The 23,025-nt window shown below is 60.6% G+C and carries 21 protein-coding genes and 1 tRNA gene; 12 read left to right on the top strand and 10 right to left on the bottom strand.

The annotated features are described in order from the left end of the window. Nucleotides 1-26 precede the first annotated feature (26 nt). From ybgC to INT12_RS00300, 10 genes are all read left to right on the top strand, one after another. Nucleotides 27-482, top strand: a complete 456-nt coding sequence (gene ybgC / locus INT12_RS00345) for a tol-pal system-associated acyl-CoA thioesterase (RefSeq protein ID WP_017847128.1) — start codon at nucleotides 27-29, stop codon at nucleotides 480-482. Nucleotide 483: 1 nt separating this feature from the next. Continuing rightward, nucleotides 484-1,179 (top strand): protein TolQ, encoded by a 696-nt coding sequence (gene tolQ, locus INT12_RS00340; protein WP_017847129.1) that lies wholly within the window; start codon nucleotides 484-486, stop codon nucleotides 1,177-1,179. Nucleotides 1,180-1,202: 23 nt separating this feature from the next. Beyond that, nucleotides 1,203-1,655: a protein TolR gene (gene tolR / locus INT12_RS00335; protein ID WP_160384999.1), complete on the top strand. Its 453-nt coding sequence runs from the start codon at nucleotides 1,203-1,205 to the stop codon at nucleotides 1,653-1,655. Further along, nucleotides 1,655-2,728, top strand: a complete 1,074-nt coding sequence (gene tolA, locus INT12_RS00330) for a cell envelope integrity protein TolA (protein ID WP_017847130.1) — start codon at nucleotides 1,655-1,657, stop codon at nucleotides 2,726-2,728. Before tolR ends, tolA begins: the two co-directional genes overlap by 1 nt. A gap of 38 nt (nucleotides 2,729-2,766) precedes the next feature. Next, the gene (gene tolB, locus INT12_RS00325) at nucleotides 2,767-4,026 is read left to right on the top strand and encodes a Tol-Pal system beta propeller repeat protein TolB (protein ID WP_226925923.1); all 1,260 of its coding nucleotides are present in this window, start codon (nucleotides 2,767-2,769) and stop codon (nucleotides 4,024-4,026) included. A 52-nt stretch (nucleotides 4,027-4,078) separates the two neighbouring features. Then, nucleotides 4,079-4,579: a peptidoglycan-associated lipoprotein Pal gene (gene pal / locus INT12_RS00320; protein WP_003209827.1), complete on the top strand. Its 501-nt coding sequence runs from the start codon at nucleotides 4,079-4,081 to the stop codon at nucleotides 4,577-4,579. Nucleotides 4,580-4,585: 6 nt separating this feature from the next. Next, a complete protein-coding gene (gene ybgF / locus INT12_RS00315; protein ID WP_046382258.1) occupies nucleotides 4,586-5,416 on the top strand; it encodes a tol-pal system protein YbgF in 831 nt (276 codons plus the stop codon). Nucleotides 5,417-5,580: 164 nt separating this feature from the next. Further along, nucleotides 5,581-6,228 carry a 7-carboxy-7-deazaguanine synthase QueE gene (gene queE / locus INT12_RS00310; RefSeq protein ID WP_017847133.1) on the top strand — a complete coding sequence of 216 codons (648 nt, stop codon included), beginning with the start codon at nucleotides 5,581-5,583 and terminating at the stop codon, nucleotides 6,226-6,228. Nucleotides 6,229-6,244: 16 nt separating this feature from the next. Then, nucleotides 6,245-6,919, top strand: a complete 675-nt coding sequence (gene queC / locus INT12_RS00305; protein WP_162231531.1) for a 7-cyano-7-deazaguanine synthase QueC — start codon at nucleotides 6,245-6,247, stop codon at nucleotides 6,917-6,919. Between the two features lie 63 nt (nucleotides 6,920-6,982). Next, a tRNA-Lys gene (locus tag INT12_RS00300) sits at nucleotides 6,983-7,058 on the top strand. 161 nt (nucleotides 7,059-7,219) lie between these two features. Here INT12_RS00300 and INT12_RS00295 read toward each other — a convergent pair. Beyond that, nucleotides 7,220-9,220, bottom strand: coding sequence for a PAS domain-containing sensor histidine kinase (locus tag INT12_RS00295; protein WP_226925918.1), 2,001 nt, complete (start codon nucleotides 9,218-9,220; stop codon nucleotides 7,220-7,222). 483 nt (nucleotides 9,221-9,703) lie between these two features. On the opposite strand from INT12_RS00295, the gene INT12_RS00290 reads away from it, so the two are divergent. Both INT12_RS00290 and nadA read left to right on the top strand, forming a co-directional pair. Further along, nucleotides 9,704-11,104, top strand: coding sequence for a lactate dehydrogenase (locus INT12_RS00290; RefSeq protein WP_193039598.1), 1,401 nt, complete (start codon nucleotides 9,704-9,706; stop codon nucleotides 11,102-11,104). 239 nt (nucleotides 11,105-11,343) lie between these two features. Further along, nucleotides 11,344-12,402 (top strand): quinolinate synthase NadA, encoded by a 1,059-nt coding sequence (nadA, locus tag INT12_RS00285; RefSeq protein WP_193039596.1) that lies wholly within the window; start codon nucleotides 11,344-11,346, stop codon nucleotides 12,400-12,402. A gap of 125 nt (nucleotides 12,403-12,527) precedes the next feature. Here nadA and INT12_RS00280 read toward each other — a convergent pair whose 3' ends face one another. The 9 genes from INT12_RS00280 to arcC form a co-directional block, all read right to left on the bottom strand. Next, entirely contained in the window at nucleotides 12,528-13,016 is a 489-nt protein-coding gene (locus INT12_RS00280) for an RDD family protein (protein WP_017847138.1), read from the bottom strand. Nucleotides 13,017-13,121: 105 nt separating this feature from the next. Continuing rightward, nucleotides 13,122-13,337 carry a cold-shock protein gene (locus INT12_RS00275; protein ID WP_017847139.1) on the bottom strand — a complete coding sequence of 72 codons (216 nt, stop codon included), beginning with the start codon at nucleotides 13,335-13,337 and terminating at the stop codon, nucleotides 13,122-13,124. A gap of 389 nt (nucleotides 13,338-13,726) precedes the next feature. After that, the gene (gcvT, locus tag INT12_RS00270; protein WP_193058736.1) at nucleotides 13,727-14,851 is read right to left on the bottom strand and encodes a glycine cleavage system aminomethyltransferase GcvT; all 1,125 of its coding nucleotides are present in this window, start codon (nucleotides 14,849-14,851) and stop codon (nucleotides 13,727-13,729) included. Between the two features lie 39 nt (nucleotides 14,852-14,890). Continuing rightward, a complete protein-coding gene (locus tag INT12_RS00265) occupies nucleotides 14,891-16,267 on the bottom strand; it encodes an L-serine ammonia-lyase (RefSeq protein ID WP_017847141.1) in 1,377 nt (458 codons plus the stop codon). A 165-nt stretch (nucleotides 16,268-16,432) separates the two neighbouring features. After that, nucleotides 16,433-19,273 carry an aminomethyl-transferring glycine dehydrogenase gene (gene gcvP, locus INT12_RS00260; RefSeq protein ID WP_193041069.1) on the bottom strand — a complete coding sequence of 947 codons (2,841 nt, stop codon included), beginning with the start codon at nucleotides 19,271-19,273 and terminating at the stop codon, nucleotides 16,433-16,435. Nucleotides 19,274-19,283: 10 nt separating this feature from the next. Continuing rightward, complete coding sequence (gcvH, locus tag INT12_RS00255) at nucleotides 19,284-19,667, bottom strand: glycine cleavage system protein GcvH (RefSeq protein ID WP_017847143.1); 384 nt, start codon at nucleotides 19,665-19,667, stop codon at nucleotides 19,284-19,286. Between the two features lie 322 nt (nucleotides 19,668-19,989). Continuing rightward, nucleotides 19,990-21,498, bottom strand: coding sequence for a sigma-54-dependent transcriptional regulator (locus INT12_RS00250; protein ID WP_017847144.1), 1,509 nt, complete (start codon nucleotides 21,496-21,498; stop codon nucleotides 19,990-19,992). Nucleotides 21,499-21,617: 119 nt separating this feature from the next. Beyond that, on the bottom strand, nucleotides 21,618-21,980 hold the full coding sequence (locus INT12_RS00245; protein WP_102617895.1) for a DUF5064 family protein: 363 nt from the start codon (nucleotides 21,978-21,980) through the stop codon (nucleotides 21,618-21,620). Between the two features lie 18 nt (nucleotides 21,981-21,998). Continuing rightward, nucleotides 21,999-22,928: a carbamate kinase gene (gene arcC, locus INT12_RS00240; RefSeq protein ID WP_017847146.1), complete on the bottom strand. Its 930-nt coding sequence runs from the start codon at nucleotides 22,926-22,928 to the stop codon at nucleotides 21,999-22,001. Nucleotides 22,929-23,025: the final 97 nt, after the last annotated feature.

Raw genomic sequence — 23,025 nt, 5'->3', positions numbered from 1 at the left:
GCAACCTGAGGAGTAAGCACTAGAGTATGCGCGCGCAAAACGGGGATCAGTCGTTCGCACATCGCTGTCGCGTTTATTACGAGGACACCGATGCTGGCGGCATCGTGTATTACGTCAATTACCTCAAGTTCATGGAGCGGGCTCGAACCGAGCGGCTACGGGAGCTGGGCTTTGCCCAATCCCAGCTGGCAGGGGAGGACCTGTTGTTTGTCGTGCATTCCAGCGAGGCGCGTTATTACGCGCCGGCGCGATTGGACGATGAGCTGCTGGTCAGCGCTGAAGTAATCGAATTGAACCGTGCCAGCCTGCGCTTTAAACAGCAGGTCAGGCGGGCTGCGGATGCAACGCTGCTCTGTGAGGGGCAGTTCCTGGTGGCGTGTGTGCGCACCAATAGTTTGAAACCTCGGGCCATTCCCGAAACTCTACGTGCGGCCTTTGCCGCCGTGAGCGGCGCGGGTAAACAATCAAAGCAGGAGATTTAGCGTGGAACCTACCGTCGTCGACCATTCCTCCATGTGGAGCCTGGTCAGTAATGCCAGTGTTGTGGTTCAACTGGTGATGCTGATCCTGTTAGCCGCATCGGTTACATCCTGGGTCATGATTTTTCAGCGCAGCAACCTGCTGCGTGCCGGTCGACGTGCCCTGGAGAGCTTCGAAGAGCGCTTCTGGTCGGGTATCGACCTGTCCAAACTGTATCGCCAGGCCGGTAGCAACCCTGACCCGGATTCGGGCGTCGAGCAGATCTTCCGTGCCGGCTTCAAGGAGTTCTCGCGCCTGCGCCAGCAGCCGGGCGTCGATCCGGAAGCGGTCATGGAAGGCGTGGCCCGTGCCATGCGCGTGGCCATCTCCCGCGAAGAAGAGAAGCTGGAGCAGAGCCTGCCGTTCCTCGCCACCGTGGGTTCCGTCAGCCCGTACATCGGCCTGTTCGGTACCGTGTGGGGGATCATGAACTCCTTCCGCGGCCTGGCCCAGGCCCAGCAAGCGACCCTGGCCACCGTGGCCCCGGGTATCGCCGAAGCCCTGGTCGCCACCGCGATCGGCCTGTTCGCTGCGATCCCGGCGGTTATCGCCTACAACCGCTTCGCCGCGCGCGGTGAGACCCTGATCAGCCGTTACTACACCTTCGCCGACGAATTCCAGGCGATCCTGCACCGTAAAGTGCACACCAGCGAAGAATAAGCAGGTACTCCCCGATGGCTTTAATCACTCGAGCACGAACCAAGCGCAAGCCGGTCGCCGAGATGAACGTAGTGCCTTACATCGACGTGATGCTGGTGCTGCTGGTGATCTTCATGGTGACCGCGCCGATGCTCAACCAGGGTGTGAAGGTTGATCTGCCCAAGGTTTCCAGCGAAGCCTTGCCCCAGGACAACAACACCCAGGTGCTGACGATTTCGATCAAGGCGGACAAGACCTACTACTGGAACCTTGGCAGCGAAGTCGATACGCAGAAACAACAGGACAAGGCCCTGACCTTGCCGGCGATGACCGATGCGGTGACCAAGATCATTCGCTCCGGCAACGAAGGCGGCAAGCACACCCAGGTGTTCATCCGCGGCGACAAGTCGGTCGACTACGGTTCCGTCATGGGCGCCATGGGCGGGCTGCAGAAGGCCGGCGTCGGTAACGTTGGCTTGATTACCGAGGCGCCCTGATGCACCAACAGCGAGAGCCGTCCGCCTCGGAAAGCTACTTCTGGCCTAGCGTCTGGGCAATTGCCCTGCACGTCCTGGTGTTTGGCATGCTGTTCGTCAGCTTTGCCATGACCCCGGACCTGCCGCCAGCCAAGCCGATCGTGCAGGCGACCCTGTATCAGCTGAAATCGAAAAGTCAGGCCACGACCCAGACCAATCAGAAGATTGCGGGTGAGGCCCAGAAGTCGGCTGCGCGCCAGACTGAAGTCGAGCAGATGGAACAGAAGAAGGTCGAGCAGGAAGCAGTGAAGGCTGCTGCGGAACAAAAGAAAGAAGAGGCGGCTCAAAAGGCCGAGGAATCGAAAAAGGCTGACGAAGCGAAGAAGGCTGACGAGGCGAAAAAGGCTGATGAAGCCAAGAAAGCCGAGAAAGCTGCCGAAGCTAAAAAAGCCGAAGAGAAACAATTGGCTGATATAGCCAAGAAAAAATCTGAAGAAGAAGCCAAAAAAGCTGCCGAAGAAGAGGCCAAGAAAAAGGCCGCTGAAGACGCCAAGAAAAAGATAGTCGAAGACGCGAAGAAGAAAGCCGCCGAAGACGCCAAGAAAAAAGCTGAAGCAGACGAGGCGAAAAAGAAAATCGCCGACGACGCGAAGAAGAAAGCTGCCGCCGATGCCACCAAGAAAAAGGCCCAGGAAGCAGCGCGTAAATCCGCCGAAGAGAAAAAGGCCCAGGCCTTGGCAGATTTGCTCTCCGACACGCCGCAGCGTCAGCAAGCCTTGGCCGATGAACGTGGCGATGAAGTCGCGGGCAGTTTCGACGACCTGATTCGGGCGCGGGCAGCAGAAGGCTGGACACGTCCACCTTCGGCACGTAAAGGCATGACAGTAGTGCTGCAGATCGGCATGTTGCCGGACGGCACGGTGACTTCGGTCAGCGTGGCCAAGTCCAGTGGTGACGGTTCGTTCGACAGTTCGGCGGTCGCGGCGGTCAAGAATATTGGCCGGTTGACCGAGATGCAGGGAATGAAACCAAGTGACTTCGCTCCCTATCGTTCATTCAAGATGACATTCACACCTGAGGATTTAGCCTTGTGAGAAACCTTCTTCGAGGATTGCTTGTCGTTATTTGCTGTATGACAGGCATAGCGGCGGCGGATGAAAAGAACATCCTGGTCACCAGCGGTAGCGATCGGGCCACCCCGATTGCCGTTGTACCGTTCGGCTGGCAAGGCGGCAGCGTGTTGCCGGACGACATGGCCCAGATCGTCAGCGACGACCTGCGCAACTCCGGTTACTACGCGCCGATTCCCAAAGGCAACATGATCAGCCAGCCGACCCAGGCCAGCGAAGTCATCTTCCGTGACTGGAAAGCCGTGGGCGCCCAGTACCTGATGGTCGGCAGCATCGTGCCGGCCGGCGGTCGCCTGCAGATCCAGTACGCTTTGTTCAACGTGGCGACCGAGCAGCAGGTCTTGACCGGCAGCGTATCGGGCACCGCCGAACAACTGCGCGACATGGCCCACTACATCTCGGACCAGTCGTTTGAAAAGCTCACCGGTATCAAGGGGGCTTTCTCGACACGTCTGCTGTATGTAACGGCCGAGCGTTTCTCCGTAGACAACACGCGCTACACGCTGCAGCGTTCCGACTATGACGGCGCGCGCGCTGTGACCTTGCTGCAATCGCGTGAACCAATCCTGTCGCCGCGCTTCGCGCCGGACGGCAAGCGCATTGCCTACGTGTCCTTCGAGCAGAAGCGTCCGCGCATCTTCGTCCAGCACATCGACACTGGCCGTCGTGAGCAGATCACCAACTTCGAAGGCCTCAACGGTGCGCCAGCCTGGTCGCCGGATGGTTCGCGCCTGGCTTTCGTGCTGTCCAAGGACGGCAACCCGGATATCTACGTGATGAACATGGCTTCGCGCCAGATCAGCCGCGTGACCAGCGGTCCTGGTATCAACACCGAACCGTTCTGGGGTAAAGATGGTTCGACCATCTATTTCACCTCCGACCGTGGCGGCAAGCCTCAAATTTATAAAACGAGCGTGGGTGGCGGTGGCGCGGAACGCGTGACCTTTATTGGTAACTACAACGCCAACCCTAAGCTTTCGGCTGACGAAAAGACGTTGGTGATGATTCACCGTCAGGATGGTTTCACTAATTTCCGGGTTGCGGCCCAGGATTTGCAGCGCGGCACCGTAAAAATCCTTACAGATACCAACCTAGATGAGTCAGCCACTGTTGCGCCCAACGGCACCATGGTAATCTACGCCACCCGCCAGCAGGGCCGGGGAGTCTTGATGCTCGTGTCCATTAATGGACGCGTAAGGCTCCCGCTTCCTACCGCACAAGGCGAAGTCAGAGAACCATCCTGGTCCCCTTACCTGAACTGACGCGGCGCTACATGATTTGCTTAACACACTGGGGTTCATTAGGAGTTTCACGATGGAAATGCTGAAGTTTGGTAAGTTTGCTGCTCTGGCTCTGGCTCTGTCCGTAGCCGTTGGTTGCTCGTCTAAAGGCGGCGACAATGCCGGTGAAGGCGCAGCTGTTGATCCAAACGCTGGTTATGGCGCCAACACTGGTGCAGTTGACGGCTCCCTGAGCGAAGAAGCTGCTCTGCGCGCAATCACCACTTTCTACTTCGAATACGACAGTTCGGACCTGAAACCAGAAGCCATGCGCGCTCTGGACGTTCACGCGAAGGACCTGAAAGCTAACGGCGCTCGCGTTGTTCTGGAAGGTAACACCGACGAACGTGGTACTCGCGAGTACAACATGGCACTGGGCGAGCGTCGTGCGAAAGCCGTTCAGCGCTATCTGGTACTGCAAGGTGTTGCTCCAGGCCAACTGGAACTGGTTTCCTACGGTAAAGAGCGTCCAGTTGCTACTGGCCACGACGAGCAGTCCTGGGCTCAAAACCGTCGCGTCGAACTGCGTAAGTAATTCGTCATGCGAACGTGCCGTCGTGCTCTAACTGTATTGGCTCTCAGCCTCGCGCCGCTTGCGGTGTGGGCTGCGGTTCCTGTGGAAGATAGCAACTCAGGCTATAACAATAGCGGGAGCAGTTATCCGCCAGCAGGTTATGGCACGAACGGCGCCTATGCTGGGGGGGCGGCTACGTCCGCACCCTCGGCACAGGGCGAACTGTTCAACCAGTTGCAACGCATGCAGGATCAATTGTCGCAACAACAAGGCGCCATTGAAGTTCTGCAGAATCAAGTGAACCAGCTGAAGCAAGAAGGCCTGGAGCGATACCAGGATCTTGATCGACGCATAGGAGCCGGCGTTACACCTGCCGCTACTCCTGATAATTCTTCTGCCGGTGGCGCGCCAAGTGCCGCTGCCGGTGGTGCAGCAGCAGGGGCCGCCGCCGCCGCCCCTGCCGCCAGCAGCGAACCGGGTGATCCGGCGAAGGAAAAACTGTATTACGATGCAGCCTTCGACCTGATCAAGGCCAAGGATTTCGACAAGGCCAGCAAGGCCTTCACCGCATTCCTCGGTCGTTACCCAAACAGTCAGTACGCGGGCAACGCCCAGTACTGGCTGGGTGAGGTAAACCTGGCAAAGGGTGATCTGCAGGGAGCCGGCCAGGCATTTGCCAAGGTCAGCCAGCTGTACCCCAAGCACGCCAAAGTGCCGGATTCGCTGTACAAACTCGCTGACGTAGAACGCCGCCTGGGTCACACCGACAAGGTCAAAGGCATTCTGCAGCAGGTCGTTGCCCAGTATCCGGGGACTTCCGCTGCCCAGTTGGCTCAACGCGACCTGCAGCGCTTGTAAGCGATGCTGTCCGTTTAGAAGAAACCCGCGCCTGGCGCGGGTTTTTTCGTTAGAATCCACGCCCTTTTATGAAACACGCTTCCTGGGGTTTACGCGTTGGCGGAATTTCTTGAAGTGCCTGACGGAGGCGGACAGCCTGTTTAGCTGTTACGCCCGTGGCGACTATGCAAGACACATTACGCATCACCGAAGTTTTTTACTCGTTACAGGGTGAAACGCGAACGGCCGGCCTGCCCACAGTATTTGTGCGCCTGACCGGTTGCCCCTTGCGTTGCCAGTACTGTGACAGCGCCTACGCCTTCAGTGGCGGCACCGTGCGAACCCTTGAAGACATCCTTGAACAGGTTGCCGGTTACCGGCCGCGCTACGTCTGCGTGACCGGCGGTGAGCCGTTGGCGCAACCCAACGCCATCCCTTTGCTCAAGCAGCTGTGTGACGCCGGTTACGAGGTGTCCCTGGAAACCAGCGGCGCCCTGGATATTTCCGCGGTGGACCCGCGTGTAAGCCGAGTGGTCGATCTCAAGACCCCCGGTTCCAAAGAGGCACATCGCAACCTCTACGAGAACCTGGACCTGCTGACGGCCAACGACCAGGTCAAGTTCGTGATCTGTTCCCGCGACGATTACGACTGGGCGAGCTCCAAGCTGATCCAGTATGGCCTGGACCGCCGCGCGGGCGAGGTGCTGTTCTCTCCAAGCCATCACGACCTGAACGCACGCGACCTGGCCGACTGGGTGGTGGCTGATAACCTACCGGTCCGTCTGCAACTGCAACTGCATAAATACCTTTGGAACGACGAGCCAGGACGCTGAAATGACTGAACAATCGATTGATCAAAAACGTGCGGTAATCCTGTTGTCCGGCGGCCTCGACTCCGCCACGGTGGTGGCCATGGCGCAGGCTGAAGGCTACACCTGCTACACCATGAGCTTCGACTACGGCCAGCGCCATCGCGCCGAGCTGAACGCCGCTGCCCGCGTCGCCCGCGACATGGGTGTGGCCGAGCACAAGGTCATTGGCCTGAATCTCAACGGCATTGGCGGCTCGGCGCTCACCGACAGCAGCATCGACGTGCCGGAAGCCCCCAGCGAAGGCATCCCGATCACCTACGTCCCGGCGCGCAACACCGTGTTCCTGTCCCTGGCCCTCGGCTGGGCGGAAGTGCTGAATGCCCGCGATATCTTCATCGGCGTCAACGCAGTGGATTATTCCGGCTACCCGGATTGCCGCCCAGAGTTCATCGAGTCGTTCGAACGCATGGCCAACCTGGCGACCAAGGCCGGGGTAGAGGGGCAGGGCTTCCGTATCCTGGCGCCGCTGCAAAACCTCAGCAAGGCCGATATCGTGAAGGCTGGCGTAGGGCTTGGCGTCGATTATTCGCTGACTGTTTCCTGCTATCAGGCAGACGATGACGGCCGTGCTTGTGGGAAATGCGACAGCTGCCGACTGCGTGCAGAAGGCTTCAAAATGGCCGGAATTACGGACCCAACGCGTTATTTTTGATTTATTTAAAATAAGGTGTTGAATAATCCTTAGAAATCAGTATTATACGCGCCACAACACAGCGGGTCGTTAGCTCAGTTGGTAGAGCAGTTGGCTTTTAACCAATTGGTCGTAGGTTCGAATCCCACACGACCCACCATTTTTGGCGGTTTAGAAAATCCGGAAGGCCCACGCAAGTGAGGATTTCCGGGTTTTTTTTTGCCTTGTGAAAAGCCCGCGCAAGCTGCCAAGCCCCACCACATGCAACCCGCCTTCCGATGCTGAAAGGCGACAGCGTGCTGATCCTAAAGTCGCGTCGACCTACTCCACCCCCATCAAGCCGCCCAGACGGCCCTTGACGACCTTTTGCAGGAGCAAGGCCAGCGTCTCGGTGGCATAGGGTTTCTGCAGCAGTACAAAACGCTTGGCTTCTTCTTGGGCAATGCGCGCGTATTCGTCGTTGTAGCCGGTGGTGAGTACCACCGGCAGCCATGGATAGAGCGCCTCGATCGCGTCGAGCAGTTCCAGGCCGCTCATGCCGGGCATAGAGATGTCGGAGAACACCACCTGGAAACTTTCCGGGTTGGGGGCCAGGGCTTCCAGTGCGCTCTTGGCGTTCGGCACCCATAACACGTGAAAGCCCATCTGTTCCAGGGTCTGCGAGGTGTAGAGGCCAACGTCAGCATTGTCCTCGACCATCAGCACGCACAAGTTCGAGATGATCGGTACGCGATGGTTGTCCTGGGCGGTCGGGATCGTGCTGGCCTCGACCTTGGGCAGGTACAACATAAACTGGCTGCCCTTGCCGCGTTCGCTCTGCACCAGAATCTCCCCGCCCGACTGTTTGGCAAAGCCGAACACTTGCGACAAGCCCAGCCCGGTGCCTTGGCCGATGCCTTTGGTGGTGTAGAAGGGTTCGAAGATGGCGTCGAGTTTTTCCGGCGCAATGCCTGATCCGGTGTCGCTCAATGCGATGGTCACGTAGTCGGCGACCCGCCCCGGGTGGGCGCGCACCGACGGCAGCCAGGCGGCTGTCGCGACCTGGATGGTCAAGTGGCCATTGCCGGCCATGGCATCCCGCGCATTGACCACCATGTTCACCAGCGCGGTATCGAACTGGCTTTCATCGGCGTTTATAAAGCAGGGCTCATCCGGCACTTCGATGGTGACCTTGATCCGCGAGCCAGTCAGGCTGTCCATCATCTCGCCCACCCGCAACACGCTGTCGCCGACATTGAATACTTCCGGGCGCAGGGCCTGGCGGCGGGCGAAGGTCAGCAGTTGCGCGGTCAGGCGGGCGGCGCGGTCGACGGTGCTGGCGATGGCATCGATGTATTTGATGCGCCGCACTTCGCTCAGGGATGGGGTCTTGAGCAGGTCGGTGCAGGATTTGATTACCGTCAGCAGGTTATTGAAGTCGTGTGCGACGCCGCCGGTGAGTTGGCCAATGGTTTCCAGTTTCTGGGATTGGCGCAAGGCATCTTCCGACAGGCGCAGGGCGTCCTTGGCTTCTTCTTCGGCCTGGATATCCCGGCCCACCGCATGGATGTAGTCGCTGTCGGGTACGGCGGTCCAGGCGATCATGCGATAGCTGCCATCCTGGTGGCGGTAACGGTTCTTGAAGTTGGGGAAGTTCTTGCCGTCTCCCAGGCGGCTGACTGCCGATGCGGAGTCGGCCAAGTCGTCCGGGTGGACCAGGGCCAGCAACTGGCTGCCCACCAGGTCGTGTTCGGCGTGGCCGAGCATGCGAGTCCAGGCTGGGTTGACGGCGGAGATCACGCCGTCGAGTTGGGCCACCAGCATCAGGTCGGGGGACAGGCGCCAGATGCGGTCGCGGTCGCGGGTGCGTTCCACCACCCGTTGTTCCAGGGACTCGTTGAGCTTGCGCAGTGCTTCTTCGGCTTCACGCAGGGCCGTGATGTCGCGGGATACACAGAGGATCTGTTCCGGTCGGCCGTTACTGCCCAGGATCGGGCTCACCTGTACATGCCACCACTTCAGGTTACCGGCCAGGGTCTGGGCCGGGCCGATAAAGCTGGCGCTTTCGCCGTTTCTGGCGGCCTGTACGGCGGCCTTGGCGTCTAGGTTGCCTTGATCCTGCCAGAAATCGGGCCAGGAGCAGCCACGGATGGTGTTGAGGTCACTGACCTCCATGATTTTTTGGCCGCCTTCGCTCATGAACGTGAGGCGGGCATCGAGATCGAGTACTTGGATGCAATCGTTGATGCTGGCCAGTACGCGCTCGGTGAACGCTTCGTTTTGGCTCAGGCCGGAGGTGGCCAGCTCGCTGACCTCAGAGCCCATCCCGACGGTGCTATTCATTTGAGTTTGGCCGAGCGGGTTAAATGGCCTTCATCATGTCATTAAGATACCTCCCCCCACCAGCGACTTCCTTACGCACTGCACTGCTTTTGCTGTGGGAAGGCATTGGATAATGCCGGCACGTTCTGTACATATTCCTACGAGCGATCGCGCGGTATGTGTTGCGTTGACTTACAGCACCTGAGTCTGCGCGATGCGGCAAAGAGGCAGTTTTTGACGTGGCTCTTTGCCACTTATTTCGGCTTTTATGCTGTCAATCGCGGCGTATCTTGGCTAGATTAGAGGCTAAGCTTTAAGACACGGACTGTCATGACTACGCTAAATCCGATCATCGCTAGCAATCCCCTCATTGTTCGCGCTGCAGCCACACCGCTCGCCATTTCGGCGAACACTGTCGATGTCTCGCCGGTGCGACCTGCGTCGGTGGTCAGCCTCGGTAATCCGGCTGCCGATGTCGTTGATATCTACTCCCGAGACGGGCAGATGCCGGGTCGGGAAAATGTGCGGGCCTGGGAAAATAACAGCCAGGACGCAGTCAGCAAGATCATCAACACCCGCTTTAACTCGACCTCCACGGCCAGTCGCTACAGCGGCTTGGGGGCAGCATTGGTGGCGCAGTTCGCCAAAGGCGGCGGCGCGGATATTTCACAGTCGGTGCTCAACATCACGGCCGACCGGGCCGGGGACGCCGGTGCGATCAAGGCCGACCAGACCGTGCTGCACAATAAGGCCGAGAATCAGGTCAGCCTCAGCATCAAGACCGCCAGCGGCAAGACCGTCACCTTCAGCCTGTCCAGCCAGAAAGATGGCCTGGGCGTGCAGGCCACGGTGGAGGGGGGCGATTTGAGTGCTGACGAGCTCAAGGCCGTCGGTCAACTGGGCAGTGCCTTCCAAGCCTCGGTTGATGGACTGACCGCTGTGCCGCCAAAACTCGACCTAAGCCAATTGACTCAGTTTGATTCAAAGGTGCTCGCGTCCGTAGACCTTAATGCCAAGGTGACGTCCCAGGGTCGCGATGACCTGACTCTGGCCTTTCACGCCGATAGCCAGAGCCGCACCACACGCATGAGTGGCCCGGCGGGTAGCATTGACCTGGCGGTGGACCTGAAAAACGCGGCGATCCTCGGCGATGCCAAACAGCAGGCCAACGCGCTGAAAACCTACCTCGCCCAGTTCGACCGGGTGGAAAAGCGAGGGAGTGCCAACGCTGACTTGATGGCGATGTTCAAAGACGCGTTCAGCGTCATGAACAGTAACTATCCACAAGGCGCTGGCGCCGTGGAAGCCTTGAGCAACAATCCGAGCGACAAAGGCTTGCTGACCGGTCTGGCGGACTTCAAGGCTTCCATCAAGCAGGCCGTAGACAGCTCCAACCCGATGCGCCCTTCAGAGGTCGACAGCTTTTCTTACAACGTGTCGCAAAAAACCCAGGTTAATGGTCGCAGCAGCGCGGATCGCAGCGTCACCCAGAACCAGCAATCGGTGCTTTCGGCGAGCTTCCACAAAGGCCTTGATGGTGGGAAACCGCCGGTGTTTGATGGCAGTCGCGAATCGCAGAATTACCTGTATGTGCAAGTACAGGACAGGGCCAGCAGCACCGCGAGCTTTGCCTATAAAGACAGCCAATTGACCCGTGCTTCCGTCACACAGTCGGCTTCCCAGAATACCCACACGCAGAAGTATGTGATGGCCAACCTGGTAGAAGACACCGTGGTGCCGAAGGAAGGCTCATCCAAGCGTGACTACCTGGCGCTGCTCGAACACGCGGGCAGGGAAAGCAAAAAATCCAAGGATGCGCTGGAGCAGTCGACGTTGAAGGATGCATTGGCGAAGATGCATGACTCAGTCCTGTTGCAGGATGATCCGGATGTGCTGATGCGCTGAGGTTCATCGTGGTCAACGCGCGAAGGCCCAGTGATGCGCCTTCGCGTTTTTTTGCCCGACAGATGCGTCGCGCCATGCCAGATTAGGCTTTTGAATCCATTCGATATTCTGTAGCCTTGCGCAGCTTCACCTTAACCCGTGCTTGATGACATCATCACTTCGTCCGGCGGCGCCTGAAGGGCTCCAGAGCCGGTGGTACACTCGACTTTCGCGCAACGGCGCCTGCAGGTCTTGCGAACATGACGCAAATTTCCGAACGCCTTCTGGTTCAAGCCCACCTCGATGCCAAGCAGCCCAAGGCCCTCAGTGCCGAGGAAGAGGCTAGCCTGCGTACCGCCATCGCCGCCGAGCTCAAAGCTCAGGACGCGGTGCTGGTCGCCCACTTCTATTGCGACCCGGTGATTCAGGCCCTGGCCGAAGAAACCGGCGGCTGTGTCTCCGACTCCCTTGAAATGGCACGCTTCGGCGCTGCTCACCCGGCCAAGACCGTACTGGTCGCCGGTGTGCGTTTCATGGGCGAGACGGCCAAAATCCTCACCCCCGAAAAACGCATCCTGATGCCGACCCTGGAAGCCACGTGCTCGCTTGACCTGGGCTGTCCGGTGGAGGAGTTTTCTGCGTTCTGCGATCAACACCCCGAACGCACGGTGGTGGTGTATGCCAACACCTCGGCGGCGGTCAAGGCGCGGGCGGACTGGGTGGTGACTTCCAGCTGCGCGCTGGAAATCGTCGAAAGCCTGATGGACAACGGCGAGACCATTATCTGGGGGCCGGACAAGCACCTGGGTACTTACATTCAGCGCCAGACCGGTGCCGACATGCTGCTGTGGGACGGTGCGTGCATCGTCCACGAAGAGTTCAAGTCCAAGCAGTTGGAAGACATGAGGGCGCTGTACCCGGACGCGGCGATCCTGGTCCACCCGGAATCCCCGACCTCGGTGATCGAACTGGCGGATGCAGTGGGTTCCACCAGCCAACTGATTGCCGCCGCTCAGCGTTTACCGAACAAAACGTTCATTGTCGCCACCGACCGCGGCATTTTCTACAAGATGCAGCAGTTGTGCCCGGACAAGGTCTTCGTCGAAGCGCCTACCGCCGGCAACGGCGCGGCGTGCCGCAGTTGCGCGCACTGCCCGTGGATGGCGATGAATACGCTGGAGCGCACGCTGCAGTGCCTGCGTGAGGGCAGCAACGAGATCTTCGTCGAGCCTTCGGTGATCCCGCAGGCGGTGCGCCCGCTCAAGCGCATGTTGGACTTCACTCAGGCTGCGCGCCTGAAGCTGGCCGGCAACGCCTGACCCGGTCGAACATGTGGGAGGGGGCTTGCTCCCGATAGCGTAGTGTCAGTCACCAGATACATCGACTGATTTACCGCTATCGGGGGCAAGCCCCCTCCCACATTTTGATCCGCACTAGCAGGGCGTTATTTTTTCCGCTTCGGAACCTGCACCAACTGCGTGTCGGAGTAGATGTCGTGCCAACTGCGTTTCTGCTTGTCGAACAGTGACCAGATAAAGCCCAGCCCCACGCACAACCACGATGCAATCGACACCACAAAGCGCAACAGCGCCTGCCACAGGCTGATCCGCGAGCCGTCGGCGTTCTGTACGCGCACGCCCCACACCTGCATGCCCAGGGTCTGCCCGGAATGGGTCCAGAACTTGGCGAAGAAGCCAAACAGCACGAAGAACAGAATCGTCGACAGCAGCGGGTCGCCGTCCAGCGCGCCGGATTCGGTGAGGGTACGCATTTTGGCTTCGCCCACGAACGCTATCCACACCAGCTTGTAGAGAAAGGCCGTGACAATCAGTAGCGCCGTGCAGAGGAGGAAGTCATAGAACATCGCTGCCAGACGACGGCCCAGGCCAACGGCGGGGAAGTCGCCTTGGGGGCTCAGCAGGGGTTTGGACATGGCCGGCTCTCTGAAGAAAAAAAGCATTTTACGGCGCAATGCCCTTACCGCGCCCATAAAAAAGCCCCTGATGTCACCATCAGGGGCTTTTTGTCGCAGGAGGGATCAGCCTTCGGCGATCACTTCGTCAGCCTGCATGCCTTTCTGGCCTTGCACGGCGACGAAAGACACTTTCTGGCCTTCTTTCAGGCTCTTGAAGCCGTTGCCCTGAATAGCGCGGAAATGCACGAACAGATCCGGACCGCTTTCTGGAGTGATAAAACCAAACCCTTTCTCGTCGTTAAACCACTTGACGGTACCGCTCTGACGTTTATCCGACATTTTCTTATTTCCTTGACGCTAAAAATGAATGACAGCCCCTTTCGTATGAAAGAGTACTGGGCTGGGTTGCAGGAAAGTAAGAGACGTCGAACGGGTTGTAGCAAACTTTGGCTACTGCCCAGGTCCAGGTTCCAAGCGACCCATGCAAACACAGTGAGCAAACTCTACGTCAACTAATGGAGAAAAAACAAGCCCTGCGCAAAGCCCAGGTTTTGCTCGGCTTTGTGGCACTTGGGGGAACAATGGGCGGACGACTTATTCGATAGAAATGGTCACTTGTTATAGGTTGACCCCTATAACAATGACTATCGTCAATGCACTGTTTTATGGCGGTTGCGTTACAGATTAGTGCGCGTTAACGCAACCGCGTTACTTATAGAAACAATCAATCAGCCGCGGTAGTACCGTTGCGGCACAAATGGCATTTTACTTACACGAAGTGGCACCTTTTTCCCACGCACCAGTGCAGAAACTTCGGTATCCAACGCAGTGAACGCGCTGTCCAGGTAGGCCATCGCCAACGGGCCGCCGAGGCTCGGGCCAAAGCCGCCGCTGCAGACGCTGCCGATCACGGTGCCGTGTTCGTCGACGATTTCCGCACCTTCACGCACGGGTGTGCGCTCCTGAGTCAGCAGGCCGACACGTTTGCGGCTCACACCGGCTTGCTGCTGGGTAAAGATCCGGTCGGCGCCGGGAAAGCCACCGGCACGAGCGCCGTCGGCGCGACGGGCCTTGGAGATCGCCCAGAGCAGGCTGGCTTCGATCGGGGTGGTGTCGGTGTTCATGTCATGGCCATACAGGCACAGGCCGGCTTCCAGGCGCAGCGAGTCGCGGGCGCCCAGGCCGATGGCCTGGACTTCGGTCTCGGCCAGCAGGCTGCGGGCCAGGCTTTCGGCGTGGGCGGCGGGCACCGAGATTTCAAAGCCGTCTTCACCGGTGTAGCCGGAGCGGCTGACGTAGCAGTCCACGCCCAGCAGGCGCAGAGACGTGAATTGCATGAAGGTCATCTTGGTCACTTCAGGGGCCAGGCGTGCCAGCACTTTTACCGCTGCCGGGCCTTGCAGGGCGAGCAGGGCGCGTTCTTCGAACAGCGGCTCGATGCTGCACTGGTCGCCAATCCTGGCACGCAGGTGCGCCAGGTCCTGGTCCTTGCAGGCCGCGTTGACCACCAGGAACAGCTCGTCGTTCCCCAGGTTGGCCACCATCAGGTCGTCGAGAATACCGCCCTGCTCGTTGGTGAACATGGCATAGCGCTGCATGCCTACGGGCAGGTCGATGATATCCACCGGCACCAGGGTTTCCAGGGCCTTGGCGGCATTGGCGCCGGTCAGGCGGATCTGGCCCATGTGAGACACGTCGAACAGCCCGGCCTGATCACGGGTGTGCAGGTGTTCTTTCATCACGCCCAATGGGTATTGCACCGGCATGTCGTAGCCGGCGAAGGGCACCATGCGCGCGCCGAGTTCGATATGCAGCGCGTGCAACGGGGTTTTCAACAGGGTTTCGGTGGACATATTCAGCTCCTGAAAAACGTGCGGACGCGCTTCTAAGCGTCAGCACTCGATAATGTTGACCGCCAAACCGCCACGGGCGGTTTCCTTGTATTTGCTTTTCATGTCAGCGCCGGTCTGGCGCATGGTGCGGATGACCTTGTCGAGGGATACAAAATGCTGCCCATCGCCGCGCAAGGCCATACGCACTGCGTTGATGGCTTTGACCGAGCCCATGGCATTGCGCTCGATGCAGGGCACTTGCACCAGGCCGCCGATCGGGTCGCACGTCAGGCCGAGGTTGTGTTCCATGCCGATCTCGGCGGCGTTTTCGACCTGGGACACGCTGCCGCCCAACACTTCGCACAGCGCACCGGCGGCCATCGAGCAGGCCACGCCGACTTCACCCTGGCAGCCAACCTCGGCACCGGAGATCGACGCGTTTTCCTTGTACAGAATCCCGATCGCGGCGGCGGTGAGCAGAAAGCGCACTACGCCGTCTTCACTCGCGCCGGGGATAAAACGCATGTAGTAATGCAGCACCGCCGGCACAATCCCGGCCGCACCGTTGGTGGGCGCGGTGACCACGCGCCCGCCGTTGGCGTTTTCTTCGTTGACCGCCAACGCGTACAGGTTGACCCAATCGAGTACCGACAACGGGTCGCGCAGGGCCGACTCCGGGTTCTTGCACAGCTGGCGATGCAGGGCGGCGGCACGACGCTTGACCTTCAAGCCGCCCGGCAAGATCCCTTCATTGCGACAGCCAGCGTCCACACAGTCCTGCATCACCTGCCAGATCTTCAGCAGGCCGTTGCGGGTTTCGGCTTCGGGGCGCCAGGCACTTTCATTGGTCAGCATCACCTGGCTGATGGACAGCCCGTAGGTGGCGCAATGACCGAGCAAGTCCTTGGCGCTCTTGAACGGGAAGGTCAGCGGCGTGGCGTCTTCGACGATCCGGTCGGCGCCGGCAGCGTCTTCATCTACCACAAAGCCACCGCCCACCGAGTAGTACTCGCGGCTGCGGATCTGGATGCCGGCGGCGTCGAAGGCACGGAAGATCATGCCGTTGGGGTGATAGGCGAGGGGTTTGCGAATCATCGCCAGGTGTTCTTTCTCGTTGAACACAATGCTGTGTTCGCCGAGCAGGTTCAAACGGCCGGCGCTGCGCATCTGTGCCAGGCGCGTGGCGACGGTTTCTGTGTTCACGGTGTCCGGGTGTTCGCCTTCCAGGCCGAGCAACACGGCCTTGTCGCTGCCGTGGCCTTTGCCGGTGGCGCCGAGTGAGCCGTAGAGTTCCACCTTGACGCAGGTGGTGGCGCTCAGCAGGTCGTCACGGCGCAAGCCCTCGACAAAGCGCGCGGCGGCGCGCATCGGGCCGACGGTGTGGGAGCTGGAGGGGCCGATGCCAATCTTGAACAGGTCGAACACGCTTAACGACATGAGTTGTTCTCCAGGTTCTTATTATTCTTGAGGTCATACGCGGTCAAGTGTGGGAGGGGCGGTGCGACGATTCGACTTGCCCCCGATGAGGGGGTGTCAGTCACCAGATTTATCAACTGACACTCTGCCATCGGGAGCAAGCCCCCTCCCACATTCTTGACCAGGTTATGCGTAGCTCTCGATCGAAGGGCAGGCGCACACGAGGTTGCGATCGCCGAACACGTTGTCGACCCGGCCGACCGGCGGCCAGTACTTGCCGTCGATCAACGACGCCAGCGGGTACACCGCTTGTTCACGGCTGTAAGGGTGGCTCCATTCGCCCACCAGTTCCGCCGCAGTGTGCGGGGCGTTTTTCAGCGGGTTGTCGTCCTTGTCCAAGGTGCCGTTTTCCACCGCGCGGATTTCTTCGCGGATAGCGATCATCGCGTCGCAGAAGCGGTCCAGTTCTTCCCTGGATTCGCTTTCGGTCGGCTCGATCATCAAGGTGCCGGCCACCGGGAACGACATGGTCGGCGCGTGGAAGCCGAAGTCGATCAGGCGCTTGGCCACGTCATCCACGCTGATGCCGCTGCTGTCTTTCAACGGGCGCAAGTCCAGGATGCATTCATGCGCCACCAGGCCGTTGCTGCCGGTGTAGAGCACTGGGTAGTGCTCTTCCAGGCGACGGGAAATGTAGTTGGCATTCAGGATCGCCAACTGCGAAGCGCGCTTGAGGCCCGCGCCGCCCATCATGCTGATGTACATCCAGGTGATCGGCAGGATGCTCGCGCTGCCGAACGGCGCCGCGCACACCGCGCCGTCCTTGCGTGCCATGGCCGCGTGGCCGGGCAGGAATGGGGCCAGGTGGGATTTGACGCCGATCGGGCCAACGCCCGGGCCGCCGCCGCCGTGGGGGATGCAGAAGGTCTTGTGCAGGTTCAGGTGCGAGACGTCGCCGCCGAACTTGCCCGGCGCGCACAGGCCGACCATGGCGTTCATGTTGGCGCCGTCGATGTACACCTGGCCGCCGTTGTCGTGAATGATCCCGCAGATCTCGCGGATACCTTCTTCGAACACGCCGTGGGTCGACGGGTAGGTGATCATCAGCGCGGCGAGGTGGTCGCGGTGCTCGATGGCTTTGGCGCGCAGGTCTTCGATGTCGACGTTGCCGCGCGCGTCGCAAGCGGTCACCACCACGCGCATGCCGGCCATGTGGGCGGTGGCCGGGTTGGTGCCGTGGGCCGACGACGGGATCAGGCAGATGTCGCGGTGCTGATCGCCACGGCTCTGGTGATAGGCGCGAATCGCCAACAAGCCCGCGTATTCGCCCTGGGAACCGGCGTTCGGTTGCAGCGAGATGGCGTCATAGCCGGTGGCCGCGCAGAGCATGGCTTCCAGGTCGGAGGTCAATTGCAGGTAGCCGGCACTTTGTTCGGCTGGGGCGAATGGGTGCAGGGCACCGAATTCGGCCCAGGTCACCGGGATCATTTCGCTGGCGGCGTTGAGCTTCATGGTGCAGGAGCCCAGCGGGATCATGGTGCGGTCCAGCGCCAGGTCCTTGTCGGCCAGCTTGCGCAGGTAGCGCATCAGCTCGGTTTCCGAGTGATAACGGTTGAACACCGGGTGGGTCAGGATCGGCGACTGACGCAGCAGCGCGGCCGGCAGGCTGCCTTCGACCTTGGCGGCGAAGTCCGGCAGGGCTTTACCGTCGGCAAACAGTGCCCACAAGGTTTCGATATCGGCCTGGGTGGTGGTTTCGTCGACCGACAGGCCGAGACGTTCGGCGTCGACCACACGCAGGTTGATGCGCTGGGCGCGGGCCTGGTCGTGCAGGGCGGCGGTGCGGGCGCCGGTGTTGAGGGTCAGCGTGTCGAAGAAGTGTTCTTGCTCGACTTTCAGGCCCAGGGCGCGCAGGCCGTTGGCCAGGATCGCGGTCAACTGGTGAATGCGCTGGGCGATCTGGGTCAGGCCTTTGGGGCCGTGGTACACGGCGTACATGCTGGCGATGTTGGCGAGCAGGACCTGGGCGGTGCAGATGTTGCTGGTGGCTTTCTCGCGGCGGATATGTTGCTCGCGGGTCTGCATGGCCAGGCGCAAGGCCGGCTTGCCGAAGCGGTCGACCGAAACACCGACCAGGCGGCCCGGCATGTCGCGCTTGAACGCATCCCTGGTGGAGAAGTACGCCGCGTGCGGGCCGCCGAAGCCCAGCGGGACGCCGAAGCGTTGCGCGCTGCCGATGGCCACGTCGGCGCCGAACTCACCCGGTGGGGTCAGCACGGTCAGGGCCAGCAGGTCGGCGGCCACGGCCACCAGGGCGTTGGCGGCGTGGAAGCGTTCGGTCAGCTCGCGATAGTCGAACACGTCGCCGTTGCTGGCCGGGTATTGCAGCAGGGCGCCGAAGAACGGGCTGACATCACTCAGTTCGCGTTCATCGCCCACCACCACGTCGATACCCAGCGGCTCGGCACGGGTGCGCAGCACGTCGAGGGTCTGCGGGTGGCTGTGGATCGAGGCGAAGAAGGCAGTGCTGGCCTTGTTCTTGCTCAGGCGCTTGCAGAAGGTCATGGCTTCGGCGGCGGCGGTGGCTTCGTCGAGCAGCGAGGCGTTGGCGATCGGCAGGCCGGTGAGGTCGCTGATCAGGGTCTGGAAATTCAGCAGCGCTTCCAGGCGGCCCTGGGAAATTTCCGGTTGGTACGGCGTGTAGGCGGTGTACCAGGCCGGGTTTTCGAGGAGGTTGCGCAGGATCGGCGACGGCGTGTGGCAGTTGTAGTAGCCCTGGCCGATGTAGGTCTTGAACAGTTGGTTCTGGCTGGCGATGGCCTTGATCCTGGCCAGGGCCTCGGCTTCGCTCAAGCCATCTTCCAGGCCGAGCACGCTGGTGCCCTTGATGCTTTCCGGGATCACACTGGCGCTCAGGGCTTCCAGGGAGTCGAAGCCCAGGCTGGCGAGCATCTGCTGCTCATCTTCCTGGCGCGGGCCGATGTGGCGGGCGATGAATTCGTTGGCGGTGCTCAAGTTGATCGTCATGGCGCGCTCCTCAGGCTTCGGCGTTGGCTTTGATCAGGCGGTCATACGCATCCTGATCCAACAGCGTAGTCACTGCGTCGGCATCGGCGGGTTTAAAGCGGAAGAACCAGCCTTCGCCCATCGGGTCTTCGTTGACCAGTTCCGGGCGGCCCTCCAGCTCGGCGTTCACTTCGAGCACTTCACCGTCCAGGGGCATGTACACGCCGCTGGCGGCTTTGACTGACTCGACGGTGGACGCCTCGGCGCCTTTTTCGTAAGCCTGCAACTCTGGCAGTTGCACGAAAACCACATCACCCAGCGCATTTTGCGCGAATGCGGTGATACCCACGGTGACGCTGCCGTCAGCTTCGGCGCGCAGCCATTCGTGATCTTCAGTGAAACGCAACTCGCTCATGGAAACTCCTCGGGGCCAGATTCGTCTGGTGGACGTTGTCGGCTGAAGCTGTAGCGATTTCGCTACAGTTCGGTGCTTGAAAAAAAGCCTATGTGGATCAAAGCCTTGCATGGCGCGCAAAAAGCAGGGTTGTAGCGATATCGTTACGCTGTAGCGCTTTCAGTACAGTTGATGTCGTTCTCAGACCCAATTGGGAATGCGAGCCCTGTAGGCGCGAGCTTGCTCGCGAAGATCGTCAACGATGATGTGGGAAGCCTGGATGAACGCGGTGCCCTTGGGTTTTTCGCGAGCAAGCTCGCTCCTACAGTGGACAGCGCCCAGATCAGGGTTTGTTGGGGATGCCGTATTTGCGCAGGCGATGGGCGATAGCGGTGTGGGAGGTTTGCAGGCGGCTTGCCAACTGGCGGGTCGAGGGGTAGCTGGCGTAGAGCTTCTCCAGCAGGCTGCGTTCGAAGTCTTCCACGGCCTGTTCCAGGCTGGTGATTTCGCTGTCGCTCTGACGTGCGACCGAGGTGCCGGCGATGTCCAGGTCGCCGATGTCCACCAGGCTGCTTTCGCAGATGGCGGCGGCGCGGAAGATCACGTTCTGCAACTGTCGCACGTTGCCCGGCCAGCGGTTGCCGAGCAAGGCCGGGTAAGTGCCGGGGGCCAGGCGGCAGACCGGGCGCTGGATCTGCGCGCAGGCCTGCTGCATGAAGTAGCGCGCCAGCAGCAGGATGTCCTGGCCGCGCTCGCGCAGGGGCGGCACTTCGACATTGAGGACGTTGAGGCGGTAGAACAGGTCTTCGCGAAAGGTGCCCTCGGCGACCATCTTCTCCAGGTCGCGGTGGGTGGCGCTGAGGATACGCACGTTCACCTTCACTTCGCGGTCGCCGCCTACCCGGCGAAAGCTGCCGTCGTTGAGAAAGCGCAGCAGCTTGGCCTGCAGGTACGGCGACATTTCGCCGATCTCATCGAGGAACACCGTGCCCTGGTTGGCCAGTTCCATCAGCCCCGGCTTACCGCCGCGCTGGGCCCCGGTAAAGGCGCCGGGGGCGTAGCCGAACAGTTCGCTTTCGGCGAGGTTTTCCGGCAGCGCCGCGCAGTTCAACGCCAGGAACGGCGCACTGCAGCGTGCGCTGATGGCGTGGCAGGCCCGCGCCACCAGCTCTTTGCCGGTGCCGGTCTCGCCCTGGATCAACAGCGGCGCATCGAGTACCGCGACACGCTGCGCGCGCGCCTTGAGGGTGCGGATCGCCGGCGACTCGCCGAGCAGCGCATCGAAACCTTCGGCATGGTCGTGGTGCAGCGCCGACAATTGTTCGCCGATGCGGTTGGGCTGGTAGAGGCTGAGCAGGGCACCGGCATCGGTGATCGGTGTCGCCTCCAGCAGCAAGGTCTGGCCGTTGACGCTGATCTCGCGCAGAGGCAAGCGAAAGCCTTGCTCCAGCAAGGTGTCGAGCAAGGCCGGATCGTTGAACAGTTCGCTGATGCTTTCTCCGGCCGGTTCGCGACCGTACAAGGCGATCAACGCCGGGTTGGCCAGCAGGATCTTGCCCGCGCTGTCCAGGGCCAGCACCGGGTCGGTCATGGCCGCCAGCAGGGCGTCGAGTTGCAGGTGGCGGCGTTGGCCGGGGAGGATGTCCACCACGGTCACTGCCTGCACACCGTTGACGCTGAACAGCGCGTCCCGCAGCTCTTCGAGGACTTCGGCGCTCAGGGTCGGCGCGTCGATGTAGACGTTGGGCGGCACCATCTCGACCGCGTCCAGGTTGAGATTGCGCCCACCGAGCAAGGCCAGGACTTCCTGGGTAATGCCGACGCGGTCGATGAAGCTGACGTGGATACGCATGGGGCGGCTGACAATTCTGGGGAGCGAGAGGCGGCAAGTATGCCAGACAGGGGGGGAGATCAAAAATGGGGGAGGGGCGGTGCGACGATTCGACTTGCCCCTCCCACATTTGGACCGAGTTATGCAAGGTGTTCGGGGTTGACGGGGTCGCCGGGCTTCACATTCAACTGATGCCGCACATCTTCGAACATCAAGTCGTACTGCTTGTGCATCTCGCCATTGAGTGTCGCGATCTTCGGCATCCCGTACTTCTGCGCGATATTCATCGCGTGCCGGGCAAAGTCGAAGGCCTGGTCCTTGGGCAGGAAGAATTCTTCCTTGAGGTCCTTGCCCTCCACAGAACCATGCAGGGTGAACAGCATCCCCTGGCCTTCCTTGGGGTGCTGGCTGATTTCATAGTCGATGCACAGGTTGTAGCTGTAGTCGCTGTCGTTCAGCGCGTGACGTTCGATGTGCAAGTGCCCGGGTTCAAAGGTAGCCATAGGCATTTCTCCTCAACTTCACAGATAACGGATGCCAGGGGTCGCTGTGCTGACACGGGTGCCGGCGGTGCCCTGGACGATGGCTTCGATGTCCGAGAGTGAACCGATCACTGCGGTTTTGCCAGTCTGGCGGGCGAACTCGCAGGCCGCTTGGACCTTGGGCCCCATGGAACCGGCGGCGAAACCGAGTTTTTCCATGTCGTCCGGGTGGGCCTGGCTGATAGCCTTCTGGGTGGGTTTGCCGTAGTCGATAAACGCCGCGTTGACGTCGGTGGCGATCACCAGCAAATCGGCTTCCAGTTGCGAAGCCAGCAGCGATGAGCACAGGTCTTTGTCGATGACCGCTTCAATGCCGCGCAGTTTGCCGTCTTCGCCATACATCGTCGGGATACCGCCACCGCCGGCGCAGATCACGATGCTGCCTTTCTCCAGCAGCCATTGGATCGGGCGAATTTCAAAGATGCGTTTCGGCCGCGGGCTGGCCACCACGCGGCGGTATTTATCGCCATCCGGGGCAATGGTCCAGCCTTTCTCCGCGGCGAGTTTCTCGGCTTCGGCCTGGGAGTACACCGGGCCGATCGGTTTGCTGGGTTTTTTGAAGGCCGGGTCGTTGGCGTCCACTTCGACCTGGGTGAGCAGGGTGGCAAACGGGACTTCGAAGTCCAGCAGGTTGCCCAGTTCCTGTTCGATGATGTAACCGATCATGCCTTCGGTTTCGGCACCGAGCACGTCCAGCGGGTACGGCGAGACGCTGGTGTAGGCCGCTGCCTGCAACGACAGCAGGCCGACTTGCGGGCCATTGCCGTGGGCGATCACCAGTTCGTTGCCGGAATGGATTTTGGCGATCTGTTCGGTGGCGATTCGGATATTGGCGCGTTGGTTGTCCGCTGTCATGGGTTCACCACGGCGGAGCAGGGCGTTACCGCCCAGTGCAACGACGATACGCATAATGCAATCCTTCTAGAGTTCAGCGTGTGAACACAGGACTAAGTGTGGGAGGGCGCTTGCTCCCGATGGCGGGCTAACATTCAATACTTGTGTCGAC

The organism is Pseudomonas sp. K8, assembly GCF_014889455.1.
GTDB lineage: Bacteria > Pseudomonadota > Gammaproteobacteria > Pseudomonadales > Pseudomonadaceae > Aquipseudomonas > Aquipseudomonas veronii.
This window is presented reverse-complemented; position numbering and strand designations above follow the sequence as displayed.

Bases quoted from the DNA above. Each gene is read 5' to 3' on its own strand.
- INT12_RS00280 (WP_017847138.1), bottom strand. From the start codon at position 13,016: ATGTCCAAACCCCTGCTGAGCCCCCAAGGCGACTTCCCCGCCGTTGGC.
- arcC (WP_017847146.1), bottom strand. From the start codon at position 22,928: ATGCGTATCGTCGTTGCACTGGGCGGTAACGCCCTGCTCCGCCGTGGT.
- tolA (WP_017847130.1), top strand. From the start codon at position 1,655: ATGCACCAACAGCGAGAGCCGTCCGCCTCGGAAAGCTACTTCTGGCCT.
- INT12_RS00290 (WP_193039598.1), top strand. From the start codon at position 9,704: ATGCCGGGTCGGGAAAATGTGCGGGCCTGGGAAAATAACAGCCAGGAC.
- INT12_RS00265 (WP_017847141.1), bottom strand. From the start codon at position 16,267: ATGTCGTTAAGCGTGTTCGACCTGTTCAAGATTGGCATCGGCCCCTCC.
- nadA (WP_193039596.1), top strand. From the start codon at position 11,344: ATGACGCAAATTTCCGAACGCCTTCTGGTTCAAGCCCACCTCGATGCC.
- ybgF (WP_046382258.1), top strand. From the start codon at position 4,586: ATGCGAACGTGCCGTCGTGCTCTAACTGTATTGGCTCTCAGCCTCGCG.
- INT12_RS00250 (WP_017847144.1), bottom strand. From the start codon at position 21,498: ATGCGTATCCACGTCAGCTTCATCGACCGCGTCGGCATTACCCAGGAA.
- gcvT (WP_193058736.1), bottom strand. From the start codon at position 14,851: ATGTCCACCGAAACCCTGTTGAAAACCCCGTTGCACGCGCTGCATATC.
- queE (WP_017847133.1), top strand. From the start codon at position 5,581: ATGCAAGACACATTACGCATCACCGAAGTTTTTTACTCGTTACAGGGT.
- gcvP (WP_193041069.1), bottom strand. From the start codon at position 19,273: ATGACGATCAACTTGAGCACCGCCAACGAATTCATCGCCCGCCACATC.
- INT12_RS00295 (WP_226925918.1), bottom strand. From the start codon at position 9,220: ATGAATAGCACCGTCGGGATGGGCTCTGAGGTCAGCGAGCTGGCCACC.
- ybgC (WP_017847128.1), top strand. From the start codon at position 27: ATGCGCGCGCAAAACGGGGATCAGTCGTTCGCACATCGCTGTCGCGTT.
- INT12_RS00245 (WP_102617895.1), bottom strand. From the start codon at position 21,980: ATGGCTACCTTTGAACCCGGGCACTTGCACATCGAACGTCACGCGCTG.
- pal (WP_003209827.1), top strand. From the start codon at position 4,079: ATGGAAATGCTGAAGTTTGGTAAGTTTGCTGCTCTGGCTCTGGCTCTG.
- gcvH (WP_017847143.1), bottom strand. From the start codon at position 19,667: ATGAGCGAGTTGCGTTTCACTGAAGATCACGAATGGCTGCGCGCCGAA.
- tolB (WP_226925923.1), top strand. From the start codon at position 2,767: ATGACAGGCATAGCGGCGGCGGATGAAAAGAACATCCTGGTCACCAGC.
- INT12_RS00275 (WP_017847139.1), bottom strand. From the start codon at position 13,337: ATGTCGGATAAACGTCAGAGCGGTACCGTCAAGTGGTTTAACGACGAG.